Raw genomic sequence first — 14,453 nt, forward strand, 5'->3', positions numbered from 1 at the left:
CCAGAAACAAAAAACCCCCGCCGAGGCAGGGGTTGAGTGGGTCAAACCTTTGGGTTTACGCCTTTTTTGCGGGGCGACCGCGTTTGGCGGCGGTTTTACGTTTTGCCGGCGCCTTACGGGTTTTGGCCTTCGCCTTAGCGGCCTCTTTGCGCTCAATTTCACGCAACTTGGCTTTCGCCTTTTTCTCGGCGGCCTTAGCCTTAGCTGACAACTTGCGCGAAGCCGCTTTGACTTTTTGCGCATCGGCTTTCGCACGGGCCTTTAACCACTTAACCTCAAATGCCGCCTTGGCTTTTTCCAGATCGGATTGCGCGCGCGCAGACAAACGCTCCTCCATCTCCTGAACCTTGGCTTTGCTGGCCGCTTCAGTCGCACGCGCCGCCGCTAAGGTTTTTTCTTTTGCCAGGTTCGATTTTTGTTGCGCCAATTTTGCGCGTAGATCACGCGCTTTTTCATTGGCGCGGGCGACGCCATTAGCGGCGGTTTTTGCAGCGCGCTTATCAACCGCTTTCGCGCTTTTGGCTGCTTTAGCTTTTGCGGCCTTGGCTTTCGCGCGGGCTGCATCAAGCTTTTTGCTGTGCGCATCCAACTGAGCCTGTGCTTTATCGACCGCGGTTTGCGCTTTTGCGACTGCTGGATCAACACTTGCCGTCGCCGCTTGAGCGCGCGTAGGGGATTTACGGGTTACGGACTTACGTTTAGCTGGCGTCTTGCGCGCTGTTTTTTTCGCAACTCTGGCCATAAAATATCTCCTAAAAATATCGTTAAATTATCGACTCGTTTTGTGCACAGCACCTTAAAACTGCAACAACATTGTAAATATATTTAAAAAATATACAAATTGCACGTTTATACAGCAAAAACTGAAAAAATGTCGTCTGCAGCAGAAGGATATACATGTTTTTATTCGTAGGTGTTTTTGCATTTATTCCGTGACAACCCAAATCAATTGCGCGTAACACTTACACGACGTTTTAAGCGAATTATTACGATGAGAAACACCTTTTATACTACACGCACGCGCCATCTTATTTTTAGTGTTTATTATCTATAGACACAAATAACCCGCGATCTAGCACTACACGCCAAGCAAAGACTATGTCTTTCCCACTTAAAATACAGGTACAAAAAAGCCCGATGTCGGATCACGCCTCGACAAGAGGACGTTGAACATCGGGCCTTTGTTGAGTTTTGGCGCGGGAAATTAGTCGGCCAATACCTCAAATAGCTGGGTGCGAATCGAATCTACGCTTCCCACTCCGGCAACACGGGTAAATTTGGGCGCTTCGCCAGGTTTTTGCGCTTCGAGTTGCTGATAAAAATCCACTAACGGCTTAGTCTGCTCGTGGTAAACCGACAAACGCTTACGCACCGTCTCTTCTTTATCGTCTTCGCGCTGTACCAGCTCTTCACCGGTTTCGTCATCCAGGCCGGGGGTTTGCGGCGGATTGTGCTCAATGTGATAGACGCGGCCCGAGGCTTCATGAACCCGGCGACCACTCAGACGACTGACAATTTCTTCGTCCGCCACGTCAATTTCAATCACGTGATCGATATCGATGCCGGCATCCAACAGCGCCTGAGCTTGAGGAATGGTGCGCGGAAACCCGTCAAACAAGAACCCTTTGACACAATCGTCAGCGGAAATACGCTCTTTAACCAGGGCGATAATCAGATCGTCGGGCACCAGCCCGCCGGCCGCCATAATATCTTTTGCCTGCACTCCCAAGGGTGTACCGGCTTTTACCGCCGCCCGCAACATATCGCCTGTCGAGATTTGCGGAATGCCAAACTTATCCATGATCATTTTTGCCTGGGTACCCTTACCGGCACCTGGCGCCCCCAATAAGATGACTTTCATTTGCCTGCCACTCCTCAATATAATGACGGTCAACCCCTTTTATTGTGTAAAAAGGCCAACCAGCGCCCATTTTGCGCTGTACAGAAAAAAGGCGATACGATACACGGCTGTTGGCTGAATCACAAGATCGTGCCGCGCTGCATAGCTAAACCTTTGTTTTAGCTAAGCTTTCCTCTATAGTTAAATGACACACTAAAGGAGCCTCTGATTAAGTCCCCAGTGGCCTCTGGCTTACAGAGCTTTTCGAGATCAAGGCGGGGAACTGAAAGCGGGCTGACGGCCCGGTGAGGTGAGCCAACACAGAGATCGGAAAGCTCTGTAAGCCCCGAAGGGCGCGGCCAAAACGTCCATCCGCTGTGTTGCCTACACGGATGTAGGTAAGGGCCGTGAGCAGGACGCGGAAGGCTTGCACTTCTTGCCAAGGACTATGGCCATTGCCTGCGAAGCGCGCCAAGGGCAATGGATTGCCCGAATGCCGGAAAGGCAGGAGCATTTTCCGGCGAGGGAGTGAACGTTTTGACTCGCGCAGAGACCACTGGGAACTTGATCAGAGGCTCCTAAGACCTATCCAAGCAATCCGACGAGGTAACCACCATGGACACAAAACCGGGCGAATTATTGCAACACTGGAATGATACGGTGGGCGGTCAGCTCACCTCCGATAGCTACCAGGTTCGACTTCCCATCGAAGCGGCGGCGAAAGTAGAGGCTCTGGCGGAGATGTTCCCTAAAACCACCACTGAGCATCTGCTGGGGGATTTGATTGCATCAGCGCTCTACGAGCTGGAAGAATCTATGCCTTATGTGAAGGGAGACAAGGTAATAGCCCACGACGAGATGGGCGACGAAATCTACGAGGACAAGGGCCCCACCCGCGAGTTTCTGGCATTGAGCGCGCAAAAGCTTAAGGAGTTGAAAGCCCGCTAGAGCGACTGCGCCCGAAAGCTTCGGGCGCCCTCAGCTGCGGCCCGATTAGTAGGCTAGGCATCCACCTCGGCGTATTTGCCTCCTTCGCGGTAGATAACCTCTGCCACAATTTCTGCGGGGGTTTTAGCGTAACAGTTAATGGTAATATCGGCGTACTTTTCATACAAAGGCACCCGCTCGGCGTAAAGCTCGGAAAAACTCTGCTCCTCGGGCTTGGCAATTCCCCGGCGGGTCATGTTATCGATACGCTCCACCAGATCATCTTCGGGCAGAGCCAAATAGACCACTTGCCCCAGGCTGCGCAAAAACTGCATCGCCGCATCGCTGTACACCGCACTTCCGCCGGTGGCGACCACATGGTAGTCACCCTGTAGCTGCAGCAAGGTGGCCTCTTCAAGTTCGCGCAGGTGCATATGCCCCGCTTCGTTAATAATATCTTGCAGGGTTTTACCCACATGGGTTTGGATCAGCAGATCCGTGTCGACAAAATCACGCGCTATCTCTTTGGCCAGTAGCACACCGATGGTGCTTTTACCCGCACCGGGCATACCGATAAGAATAATACTGTTGCTGCGAGTCACGAAAAAGCTCCTCTAGGACGAAAGCTATACTTTAAAGCTCGCCACCAGATCGCGCAAATTCTCTGACAACCCGCTTAGCTCGCGGCTGGCGCTGGCGGTCTTGGCCGCCCCGTCGGAGGTGCCCGTAGCCAGCTGATTAATTTCCACCAAATTCTTATCGATTTCAGCGGTGACCGAGCTTTGCTCCTCGGCAGCCGAGGCGATCTGAATCGCCATATTGGTAATCGAACCCACCGCATCGCGGATACTCACCAGTGATTCGCCGCCATCATTGGCTGCGCGCACCGCATCGCCGGTCATTTCATTGGATTCATTCATAGAGGTTACAGCGGTTTGTACTCCGGTCTGCAATTGAGCCAGCATTTTTTGAATATCTTCGGTGGATTCCTGTGTACGGCTGGCCAGGGTTCGCACCTCGTCAGCGACTACCGCAAAACCACGTCCCTGCTCGCCGGCGCGCGCGGCCTCGATGGCGGCGTTAAGAGCCAGCAGATTGGTTTGCTCTGCCACCCCGCGAATAACATCAATAACCGAGGTAACATTTTTGGCCTCTTCTTCCAGCTGCGCCATTACCTGAGCGGTTTCACCTATTCGCGCGGAAAGGGTTTCAACCCGACGCACCGCGGCTTGAATTCGGTCTTTACCAGCCTCGGTAATGTCGGTGGCCTGTTTGGCGCTGTCGGCGGTTTCATTGGTGTTTTGCGCCACTTCGTGAATCGCGACGGTCAACTCATTGACCGCTGAAACCACCATGTTTATCTGCTGACATTGTTCGTCGGCCGCTTTTTGACTGCCCGCCGACACTTCGAGCATGGTTGCCGAGGCCTGTGCGACCTCTTCGGTGTTGTGACGAATCTGGCCGATAATCTGCTGTAGCCGGGCCATGAAATGATTGACATGTCCCGACAGCTCACCCAGCTCATCCTCTGAGTTTACCTCGAGCCGGATGGTCAGGTCGCCATCGCCCTCAGCGATATTTTGGATTCGATTGCTAATGGATTTAAGCGGCTTAATCACCAGCATGGGCAGTATGATCGCCGCGGCAATGGCGACCAATGTACACAGCACCGCAATCGCTATCAGCTGAGTCGTGGTTGCCTGCTCCTCGGCTTTAATTTCTTGAGTAAACTGCTCCACATGGTTCAGGCGCCGTTCTCCGACAACGTCCATATGGGTGCGCACGGCGTCAAAAAGGACGTAGCTTTGTTCAAAGCCCTCGCGCTCAAAATCGTCAATGGCATTGGGGTCGCCGCTGGCTGCCCGCGCGGCAAGCGCACTACTGTAGTCATACCAGCGCTCAAACAGGGTGATAAATTCGGCTTTCTCGGCCGCCGTGCTGGTATTGGACAACGCCAGGGACTGCAGGAAGCGATCCCGCGCCTGATTGGCATTTTCTTTATGCTCGGCGATCAAAGCCGCGGGAGTCGCTCCGCTAACCGCACTGACATAAACGGTTCTCTCGGCGGTTAAGGCCTGATACAAATCGCGGTCCGCCTGCAAAATCAACTGTAATTCCTGCAGATTAACCTCGGCAATCGTGTCGGCGTTTTTGGCCAACTGTTTGGCGGTCAAAATCGAATAAATACTGGAGTACAAAAACAACCCCACCAGCACGACCAAAGGTATGGTCAGTTTCCAGCGAAATCCCATATTGTTATACCAACGCAGCATTCCAGCGCCCTCAATATTAATTGTTATCATTTATGGCTCCCCGACCAAGCACGGGGCAGAGCCTGATAACTCCAGTGTAGTACACCGCGTGCTATGACGACGGTCTAATGATATCGGCGAAAAACGTTATTGCTGAAGGGGCTATCGGTGGTGTCACGGTTTATTGCTCTCGGGGGTTTACAAACTAGCAGGCTTGTTAGTGAACAACCCTTGCTGAGTTGATATTCAACCGTGGTCTGCAGCCCCTGCAACAGGATCAGGGACTTTTGAGTTTTAGACTCACCTTGGTGACCCTGGAATTGGACATATCCAGGACAATAAATTCGACTTTACCCAGGCTGACCCGGTCGCCCACAACGGGCTGTTTATAGCGACGGTAAATATAGCGGCCAATACTCCAGTTGGCTTTTTCTGCGGGCACCTCAAAACCATATAACATACCCAAATCGGCGAGCTTGGCCCGTGGTGATACCACAAACTCCCCAAAGAAAGCTTGGGCCGAAAGGCGATCGGGCTCTTTCTCCCCTACCAGCCATTTATCCATCGCGCCTAGGGAATCTGGCTTGGCGAGCAAATAGACATGGTCGCGCTCCTGCAAGCTTTGCTCGAGCGGATTGTCGATCGGCTCACCCTCGCGAATCACACAAAGCAAACGGGCGCCAGTGCTGTCATGCAGCCCTGCCAACCCCATGTTGAGCGCCGGAGAATCAGACAATAGCTTATAACCCACGAACTCGTAGCCCGCCTCGCCCGGCACACCCAGTTCGACGCGCTGAACCCGCGCAGTAGACGTGGGAACATCCACCTTCAGCCAGCGAGCCACCGGGCCCACGGTCCACCCCTGCAGCACCAACGAGATAATCACTACGAAGAAGGCAATGTTAAAAAAGAATGGCCAGTGCTCGAGCCCCGCCAACCAGGGAAACATGGCCAACACAATAGGTACAGCACCGCGCAAACCGACCCAAGAAATAAACAAGCGCTCGCGCCAGGAAAACTGAAACGGCAACAGAGAAATCCCTACAGCCACAGGGCGCGCGACAAATATCAAAAACAAACCGATCAGTAAGGCGCTGGAAGCATAGGTCATCAATTCTGAGGGCGTAACCAGCAGCCCCAGCATTAAAAAGAGGCTAATTTGCGCCAGCCATGCAATTCCATCGTGAAATCGCTGAATATTATAAAGCCCGCGCGAGACCCGGTTACCTACCATCAACCCCGCGAGATAAACCGCCAAAAACCCGCTCGAATGCAGCACTGCGGCAAGGCCAAAAATCGATACCCCACCGAACAGCGCCAGCAACGGGTAAAGCCCCGGGCTGAGAGCCAGACGCGCCACGCCCCAAGCGAGAACGCGACCGCCTGCCACACCGATTAGGGCACCTACCCCCATTTGCCAGGCAAACCCCAGCAACATGGATGGGTTAAAGCCGGTCTCTCCCATGCGTAAGAATTCCACCACCGTAATGGTCAGAAAAATCGCCATAGGGTCGTTCAGACCGGACTCTATCTCTAGGGTGGCGCCCACCCGCGCCTTGAGCGCGAGCCCCTGCATATTCAGCACCGAAAATACTGCAGCGGCGTCGGTAGAACCCACAATAGCCCCCACCAACATCCCCTCCACCCAGGGCAAGCCCAAGACCCAGGCGGCAAAGGCACCGCAGGCCCCGGCGGTAATCACAACACCCACCGAGGCCAAAACCAGCGCGGGCTTTAAGCCCACCCGAAAATTGTTAATATCAGTGCGCAGCCCACCGTCAAACAAAATAACCGCCAGGGCCAAGGTGCCTAAAAAGAGCGCCGACTGGACATCGTTATAGGCAATTCCGCCAATGCCCTCTTCGCCACCGAGCATACCCACCAGCAAAAACACCAGAAGTAAAGGCATACCCACGCGCGGCGAAAGCGCACTGGCCAATATGCTGATCAAAAACAGTACAGCGCCCAATAAAATGAGCTGATTTAGTAATTCCATAGAGACATAATACTACACAAGCGAGCTATCACAGCGAGAAACCCCAATAGGTGTTATTATTCCCTTTTTAACGCCGCCAGAAACAAGTTGTTTATTCATGCTCAGTAAAGACGCGCTGTCGCAGCTATCACAATTAAAATCCAACATTGAAGCCCACAAAGAATACGCCGAGGGAATCATCCGGCCCACGGCCAAACGATTTGGCTTTGTTCGCCTTGACGATGGCCGTGACGCCTTCCTCGACCCAGAACAGATGCAAAGAGTGCTGCCCGGCGACCGAGTAAAAGTCAGCTTGGGTGAGAACGACAAAAAGCAGCTAGAGGCCCAGCTGGAGTCTCTGTTGGACAGCGAGCTAAAAACCTTTGTGGGACGCTATGTCCGCAAAGGTCCGGCGCATTTTGTCGAACCCGACCTTCCCCCCTTCTCCCGCTGGCTGTTTATCCCTCCACAGGAGCGTACCAATTGCGGCGAGGGTGATTTAGTCCAATGTGAGCTGATTCGCCACCCCTTCAAACACCAGGGAAAAGCCCAAATTCGCGTGATTAACCGCATTGGCAAGCCTGAGGAACCCGGCATTGAGGGGCGCTACATCAGCGCCAAATTCGACCTGCCGTCCGAGTGGTCAGACGCCGCGAGCGCCCAGGCCCAGCAAATCACCCCCGACGCACTGAACCAGCTAGAGCGGGAGGATTTGACCGCCCTACCTCTGGTCACCATAGACTCGGAATTCACCCGGGATATGGATGACGCCATTCACGCGGAGCAAACCGAAACTGGCTGGACGTTAACCACCGCTATCGCCGACCCCGGCAGCTTGATTGAGCCAGATAGCCCGCTGGAGCAGACCGCGCGCGAGCGGGTTAGCACCCTGTATCTGCTGGGGCACCCGGTGACCATGCTGCCCACCGAGCTCTCTCACGAGACGTTTTCTTTGATACCCGATGCGATAAAGCCGGCACTGGTATGCCGCATGGAAATATCGCGCAGCGGGGAAATTACCGATTACCGATTCTCGACGGCCAATATTCGCTCTCATCACAAACTCAGTTACCAAGGGGTAAGCGAGTTACTGGATAACAGCGGTGACACGCTGCAAAAAGAGTTGCCCGCAGCGATTACGACCAGTTTACAAGCGCTTAACGAGTGCGCAAAAGCGCGCCTGAGCCATCGCCAGGAACACGCCCTGGTTATGGAAGACCGCGCCGACTACCAATACTGGCTTAACGATTTAAAGAAAATTGAGCGGATTGAAAAACGCTCCCGTAACACGGCGCAAAAGGTCGTCGAGGAAGCCATGCTGGCCACCAATATCTGTGCGGGCGAGCTGTTCCTTAAATACCCCGACACCGCCATATTCTCAAGCCATATAGGCTTTCGGCCCGAACGCCTGGAGGATGTAAAAAGCCTGATTCAGGAAGTCATCCCCGAACTTGCCGAGCTGGATTTTACCCGGTTGGATAATTTCCAAAAACTGTTCAAAACCTTAAGGCAGAACGCTCCCTCAGATCCCCAGCAGGGGCAGTTATTATCATTGTTGCAACGCATGCAACAAGCGGGCAGCCTGACTCAACATAGCCTGGGTCATTTTGGTCTGGGGTTTAACGCTTACGCGACCGTCACTTCGCCCATTCGGCGCTATCAAGACCTTTATAACCACCGGATACTGAAAGCAATCCTCGCAGGCGAGACCTTACCCACCCTAACCGACTCTGAGGTTACCCAACTGCAGGCGACCCTCAGTAATGGCAGACAAGCCAGCCGCACTCTGGAACAGTGGCTGCTGTGTCAGTACATGGCCGATAAAGAAGGCACTGTGCATCACGGCACCATTGTCGGAGTAACCGCCCGGGGCATTAACGTAAGACTGGATGATGTGGGTACCGACGGCTTTGTCCAACTCGCGGAAAAAGGCCAACCCAAACCTAAGTTTGACAGTCGAAAATTAGTACTGAGAACGGATTCCGATGAGTTCTTTTTGGATCAGCCGGTAACCGTAAAAGTGAAAAGTGTCGATACAAATAGCCGACGCATTAACCTAGAGCTAGTGGATAAGGCGATCGCCGAGCGCTTAAAGGCTTTTGATCAAGCCGACACCTAGCAGGCGTTATTCACCAGTGTTTAATAGAAAATACGCCGGCGACTGCCGGCGTATTTTTTTGCAAACAATTAACCCCACATTTTGATTGCGGGATTAATCGACGAATGGGCTTTATGGTTCAGGAACCCAACCCTCACCGCCATTAAAGCTGGCAAAAACCGACGCCCGATCCATAAAACCGCTCGCCTCGCCAGCCGACAAGACATAACCGGACTCGCGCGCGGTTAAATCGAGCGGCGCACCGTTCAGATCGGTACTGCCATACTCGCGCCAGCCAGAGGTTGCGCTGGCAACCGATGGGTTAGGCGCGGGTTGACTGTTGACACCCTCTCCGGCCCAACCAATGGGATTGATATGACTATCCATGGCACAATTGATAAAAGTCACATTATCAAAATAATCGCCACTGCCCCCACTGCGGGCCAAATAAGAGGCCCCCGTTGGAATCATATTACCGGTTGGACCCGCACCTTGAGTCAGGCGGGAGTTTAAAAACACAAAACCCGGGTCTGATTCATTCTGGGTGCGAGCCTGCAAAATATAACCGCCATTCGACGCGCTGCGCGAATCACCCAAGGATCGAATTTCGCTGTTTTCAAACAAAGATGCGACACTGTAACCCCAAATGAAGTCCACGTTACCCGCTACCAAGGTGTTATAAAACCAGGTATAGCCTTTTAACAACAAGGTATCTTGCTCGCTGATAAAGTTGGCATTTTTCGCAATCAGACGATGGCTACTATTAAAATAAATAGTCTCCGCCTGATTGGAGGCATCATTGCGACGAATATGATCATTCTGTAGCGTCAGCGACTCCAGCACTAACCTATCCGCCCCTTCCACTAAAAATACACTGCGACCACCACCGGGGGTGCCGGAACTAGGCGCGGCACTGCCGCCCGAACCGCCGTTCAGTGATTCGTAGTTATCATAGTGAATCACTACCCCATCGCGACTTTCACCGCGAATGGTTAAGTTATTCTTGTTGCGCAAAAATAACATTTCACGATAGGCCCCATCGCGCACGTTGATCACGGCAGGGTCGTCTTTCGCCACCTCGGACATGACATAATTCAATGCGCCCTGCACAGTGCGAAAATCTGCTGCACCATCGTCGTCAACACTCACCTCTGTGCCACCAGGTTTTTCCGCGCGGGTGCTAAACTGCCAACCGCTGGTATCCCCCAGACCGACAAACTCACTGCCATTAAGGGTGGCGCTCACCACACCATCACCAATCGCCACATAATATTGCGAGCCATAATCCAGCACTCCGGTGTGGGGCTGTATATGCAGGGTATTCCCGTCTATGGTAAAGGGCTGGTAGTACACGCTACGCACCCGATCCTGGTCACGATAGCCGATGTGATCTATCTCTGCGCCTAAGTTAATCACATCCACCAAGGTGTTATCACTGGCACGGAAGATTCGCACGGAACCTATGTCTCCCAATTCGGGGACATCGTCAAAGGTGATAGCAAAAGATTGATCAATATGCACATCAGTGGCGGCCGGAGCGGGGATTACCTTGCCATTCAGGTCTCCGTACTGGGCCGACGGCATGGTAAAACCCTCGGCGACCATGACATCAATGGTGCGAACAATACTGGGATCGGAACCACTGGTAAAACTGACTTCGGCCTCACCCTTCGTCAGCGGAGTGAGACTGACACGATCACCCTCTACGGCAACGGCGACGACAGCCGGGTCGGATGATTCAACACTAAACGTATCCGCAGTGACGCCGTCATCCTGCATCGCCGACACTGTGACCTGCAATGGTTCATTACCGGCCTCTACTTCCCAGCTGGGTTCAGCGTAGTCGAGTGTTAACTGCACAGGCTTTACCGCCGGGTCACCCACTTTGATATCGTCAATTTCAAACGAGCGGTTGTAGGTATAAAGCCCAATCAATCCTTTTTCGCTGTAGAGGTTTTCTTCGCTGGTGCCTAGCTTTTCACCGTTTAGGTAAACACTTAATGCATCGCCAATCAATTCAAAACGCACGGTGTACCAAACCCCATCGGTGTCGCCCGCTTCGCCCAGTAAAATCGGCTTGCCCGCCTGCACCGGACGAGAGATAGAACCGTCTTCACTTTTGGCCACCTCAACTTTGGTACTGCTGGAGGAGTTTTGCACGTTTAAACCACCGGCATACCAGTTTCCGGGGCTGTCATAGCGCGCCATCATGTATAAAAATTTACTGGCCGTATTACTGTTTTGGCGCGGCCGGATTCTCGCTTCGACAAAATAATCCGCCGCAGGCACATCGGCAAAGGCTTCTGGGGTGACCAGTAACAGCTCGCCGTCTACTTTGTTGGGACCTGCGGTAGCGGCGGTATAGCGCAGAACATTGTTGCCATTATCGTCCAGAATATCGAATTGACCGGTCGCACCTTTCGTATTATCGGGAGCGGCCAGAATATTCCAGCGCGATAAATCACCCGAGGCGAAATCTTCACAGAAATACAGGCCGGTTTCCGGGCACACATAGGGCCCACTTGGGACTTCTGGTTCGGGTTCGGGTTCGGGTTCGGGTTCGGGTTCGGGTAGCGAGTCTTGCTCGGAAGGCACTTTAATGACAATCGCTTCATCGTCATCACTGTCGCTGCCACAACCGGCCAAGGTGCCCATTAACACCGCCGCTGACAACAATAGCATTCTATTCATACGCTGTTCCTTATTATTTTTGAGTAAAAACTTTGCGGATAAGATGGCTCCACAAAAAGTCGTCCTGACCACACCAAACAATATGGCCTTACCAACAATACAACATTAGTCAGGCCAAAACAATCGTATGATAAATTTTATGAGACGGCCTTATTAAGGGTTTTGTAGAAACGTCTCGCACGAGCGGTAAAAGCTACAATATCAATCACTTAGGGCTGATCAGATAACCACCAACTGAGGCTTCAAGCGGCTCGAAACGAGACCGAAACCACAAAATATTAGCTATTCATGGGCAATGGCTTAGCATTTGCAATATAGTTCGACACCAGATTTAACTCGACTTGAGGAGTCACATTATGGTCAAACCACTTAACCCTCTTACCCTGTCTATCGGCCTTGTCGCGGCACTATCCACAGCCCCTAGCCTAGCTCAGTCAAACAGTGCAACCGCGGTCAACTATACCTATGGGGGCCTACAATATACCGAACAGAATTTGGACGATTACGACTGCAACCAGGATGGTTTAAGTGCATATGGTAGCTACGCGATCGACAATAACTGGTTCGCCCTGGGCAACCTTACGGATGTGAGTGGGGACAAAGGCTGCGGGTCGACCACCTTGCGCGCCGGCGGTGGCTACCACACCCTGTTGACCCGGGGCTGGGATCTATACGGCACCTTGAGCGTAGAGCGCACTGACCCGGACCATGGCGATAGCGACACCGGCCTAGTCGCGGCTGCGGGGGTACGCGGTTGGATGTTTCAACAGCTGGAAGGTAAAGCAGAAGTGGCGCATCACACCGTCTTTGATGACACCACCGAGCTCAACCTGGGGGCCAATTACTGGTTTACAAACGCGCTGGCCGCCACCCTGGACACCAGCTTTTCAGACGAAGGTGAATCCATTTCGCTAGGCGCAAGAATGAACTTTTAGTCTTTCTCCGGCAAGGCTACAATAGTGGTTTTGCCGGATTCCCTCCCATGGCCCAAATAGGACAACACGCTCGTCTACCCATTGTTAAACTCGTCGATTTTGGCGCCTACCTGGATGCCCAAGAGCTTGGCAATGTACTACTCCCCAAACGTTACCTCGACGACAGTATGAGCTTGGGCGATGAGATTGATGTCTTTATCCACTTAGACAGCAACGATATCCCTGTGGCGACCACCCTGAAACCGCGCGCTTGTGTGGGTGAAAGTGCCTACCTACCCGTGGCGGATATAAACGATGCCGGCGCTTTTCTGGATTGGGGGCTTCCCAAACATCTACTGGTTCCTTTTAACGAACAACACAAGCGCTTTGAGATGGGCCGGTCGTACGTAGTCACTTTGTTTCTCGATCCCTACAGTCAGCGGATAGCCGCGTCTTCAAAACTCAACCGCCACCTTGAGGAAAACGGCAAAGCCCTAAAAATCAATCAAGCCGTTGAATTGCTTATCTGCGGTAAAAGCGATATGGGTTATAAAGCGGTGATTGATCACCACTATCTGGGGCTGATTTTCCGCGACGATGCGTTTCGCCAGCTTAGCTACGGCGAACGTATCCAAGGTTACATTAAGAACATCCGTCGCGACGGTAAGATCGACCTCAGCCTCCAACCATCCGGTGACAAAGGGCGTGATCGCCTACAACAAAAGATTCTCGATCACCTGAAAGCCAATGGCGGCCGCAGCGATCTGAATGATCGCGCCCAGCCGGATGATATCTATCGCGAATTTAACGTCAGCAAAGGCGCCTATAAAAAAGCCTTGGGCGCACTTTATAAACAGCGTCTGATCGTTATTGATCACCAGGAGATTCGCTTAATCTAAAGCTTCCCGCCTTAAAGTAAAAATTAGTTCTAAAAAATGTGTTGCGTAATCGTTTTAACTGCTTAGAATTTTCTTTTGCATAAAAACACCATTACAAAAGTCGAAAACGATCTAACTTACTCCTAAGAGCTGTAAATACCTCAGCGCAGTGCAACACCTCTGACATCTGGTGACAGTACCATTTCCCGGCTTAATGCTACCCTCGCGAGCAAAAAAACATTGCGTAACGGTGATATGTGTGGCCTCTTAGGTTTCTCGGTTCAGGTGTAATTAGCTGTAATCGTAGAAACCCTGTAAATCTGCTTTGCTATAGCGCTTAGTCATCGCCCATTGCCGACGACTGATCTTCACGGGGGGAACTATGTCAACCATACAACAAAATCCACATGCGCTTGCGGTGGATTTCAAGCTCCTTTTTAGCGAAATTTTGGAAGAGGTCGCCTTAAGCCGCTTGATTAACACAGTGCAAAACAGTACCGAACATCGAATAGGCGCTGCAACCTACGATAACGCTCAGTGTTCTAGCACCCGCTCTGGCGAGAACTGCAAAGTGACCTGCACTCTGGGGCGCGATCAGGTGTTTACCGGAGACACGAATCAGGCCCCTTTCGTTAAGCCACTCAAGGGGCATCTGGTGATCGCCGACGGCTGCAGTATCGATGACCTGTACTGCAGAACGTTTAAGTTTGGTTACGCGGCGGCTGAAACCCTTTTGTATATATGCTTTTTTGATTTTAATACGATGTTACTCGGCTACTTTTACGCCCGAACACCCTCAAGCGTCAGTGCCGTGGGAATGGGTGAAGGAGAATGGCACCCCTGCCACAAACGCTATCGCAGTGCCTCTTGAGGGCTGG

The 14,453-nt window shown here is 52.4% G+C and carries 11 protein-coding genes; 5 read left to right on the forward strand and 6 right to left on the reverse strand.

Features of this window, described 5'->3' with window-relative positions:
* Positions 1–55: 55 nt before the first annotated feature.
* Entirely contained in the window at positions 56–742 is a 687-nt protein-coding gene (locus M6D89_RS05015) for a hypothetical protein (RefSeq protein ID WP_253966926.1), read from the reverse strand.
* A gap of 462 nt (positions 743–1,204) precedes the next feature.
* Positions 1,205–1,861, reverse strand: a complete 657-nt coding sequence (adk, locus tag M6D89_RS05020) for an adenylate kinase (RefSeq protein WP_253966927.1) — start codon at positions 1,859–1,861, stop codon at positions 1,205–1,207.
* Positions 1,862–2,455: 594 nt separating this feature from the next.
* Here adk and M6D89_RS05025 point away from each other — a divergent pair.
* A complete protein-coding gene (locus tag M6D89_RS05025) occupies positions 2,456–2,788 on the forward strand; it encodes a type 1 pili tip component (protein WP_253966928.1) in 333 nt (110 codons plus the stop codon).
* 53 nt (positions 2,789–2,841) lie between these two features.
* Here M6D89_RS05025 and M6D89_RS05030 read toward each other — a convergent pair whose 3' ends face one another.
* From M6D89_RS05030 to M6D89_RS05040, 3 genes are all read right to left on the reverse strand, one after another.
* Positions 2,842–3,369, reverse strand: coding sequence for a shikimate kinase (locus M6D89_RS05030; RefSeq protein ID WP_253966929.1), 528 nt, complete (start codon positions 3,367–3,369; stop codon positions 2,842–2,844).
* A 24-nt stretch (positions 3,370–3,393) separates the two neighbouring features.
* On the reverse strand, positions 3,394–5,070 hold the full coding sequence (locus M6D89_RS05035; RefSeq protein WP_253966930.1) for a methyl-accepting chemotaxis protein: 1,677 nt from the start codon (positions 5,068–5,070) through the stop codon (positions 3,394–3,396).
* A gap of 226 nt (positions 5,071–5,296) precedes the next feature.
* Complete coding sequence (locus tag M6D89_RS05040; RefSeq protein WP_253966931.1) at positions 5,297–7,015, reverse strand: potassium/proton antiporter; 1,719 nt, start codon at positions 7,013–7,015, stop codon at positions 5,297–5,299.
* Between the two features lie 97 nt (positions 7,016–7,112).
* Between M6D89_RS05040 and M6D89_RS05045 the strand changes: the two genes are divergently transcribed.
* Positions 7,113–9,113, forward strand: a complete 2,001-nt coding sequence (locus M6D89_RS05045) for a VacB/RNase II family 3'-5' exoribonuclease (RefSeq protein WP_253966932.1) — start codon at positions 7,113–7,115, stop codon at positions 9,111–9,113.
* A gap of 111 nt (positions 9,114–9,224) precedes the next feature.
* On the opposite strand, the gene M6D89_RS05050 is transcribed toward M6D89_RS05045, so the two are convergent.
* Positions 9,225–11,783 (reverse strand): pectinesterase family protein, encoded by a 2,559-nt coding sequence (locus tag M6D89_RS05050; protein WP_253966933.1) that lies wholly within the window; start codon positions 11,781–11,783, stop codon positions 9,225–9,227.
* 356 nt (positions 11,784–12,139) lie between these two features.
* On the opposite strand from M6D89_RS05050, the gene M6D89_RS05055 reads away from it, so the two are divergent.
* The 3 genes from M6D89_RS05055 to M6D89_RS05065 all read left to right on the forward strand — a co-directional run bounded on the left by M6D89_RS05055 (position 12,140) and on the right by M6D89_RS05065 (position 14,446).
* Positions 12,140–12,718: a porin family protein gene (locus M6D89_RS05055; RefSeq protein WP_253966934.1), complete on the forward strand. Its 579-nt coding sequence runs from the start codon at positions 12,140–12,142 to the stop codon at positions 12,716–12,718.
* A gap of 47 nt (positions 12,719–12,765) precedes the next feature.
* Positions 12,766–13,596, forward strand: coding sequence for a CvfB family protein (locus tag M6D89_RS05060; protein ID WP_253966935.1), 831 nt, complete (start codon positions 12,766–12,768; stop codon positions 13,594–13,596).
* Between the two features lie 361 nt (positions 13,597–13,957).
* On the forward strand, positions 13,958–14,446 hold the full coding sequence (locus M6D89_RS05065; RefSeq protein ID WP_253966936.1) for a VapA/VapB family virulence-associated protein: 489 nt from the start codon (positions 13,958–13,960) through the stop codon (positions 14,444–14,446).
* Positions 14,447–14,453: the final 7 nt, after the last annotated feature.

Origin of the sequence: Gilvimarinus xylanilyticus, assembly GCF_024195295.1 — a bacterium.
Lineage (GTDB): Bacteria > Pseudomonadota > Gammaproteobacteria > Pseudomonadales > Cellvibrionaceae > Gilvimarinus > Gilvimarinus xylanilyticus.

Coding starts and splice junctions, on each gene's coding strand:
- M6D89_RS05015 (WP_253966926.1), bottom strand. CDS start 742: ATGGCCAGAGTTGCGAAAAAAACAGCGCGCAAGACGCCAGCTAAACGT.
- M6D89_RS05065 (WP_253966936.1), top strand. CDS start 13,958: ATGTCAACCATACAACAAAATCCACATGCGCTTGCGGTGGATTTCAAG.
- M6D89_RS05055 (WP_253966934.1), top strand. CDS start 12,140: ATGGTCAAACCACTTAACCCTCTTACCCTGTCTATCGGCCTTGTCGCG.
- M6D89_RS05040 (WP_253966931.1), bottom strand. CDS start 7,015: ATGGAATTACTAAATCAGCTCATTTTATTGGGCGCTGTACTGTTTTTG.
- M6D89_RS05050 (WP_253966933.1), bottom strand. CDS start 11,783: ATGAATAGAATGCTATTGTTGTCAGCGGCGGTGTTAATGGGCACCTTG.
- M6D89_RS05060 (WP_253966935.1), top strand. CDS start 12,766: ATGGCCCAAATAGGACAACACGCTCGTCTACCCATTGTTAAACTCGTC.
- adk (WP_253966927.1), bottom strand. CDS start 1,861: ATGAAAGTCATCTTATTGGGGGCGCCAGGTGCCGGTAAGGGTACCCAG.
- M6D89_RS05035 (WP_253966930.1), bottom strand. CDS start 5,070: ATGATAACAATTAATATTGAGGGCGCTGGAATGCTGCGTTGGTATAAC.
- M6D89_RS05045 (WP_253966932.1), top strand. CDS start 7,113: ATGCTCAGTAAAGACGCGCTGTCGCAGCTATCACAATTAAAATCCAAC.
- M6D89_RS05025 (WP_253966928.1), top strand. CDS start 2,456: ATGGACACAAAACCGGGCGAATTATTGCAACACTGGAATGATACGGTG.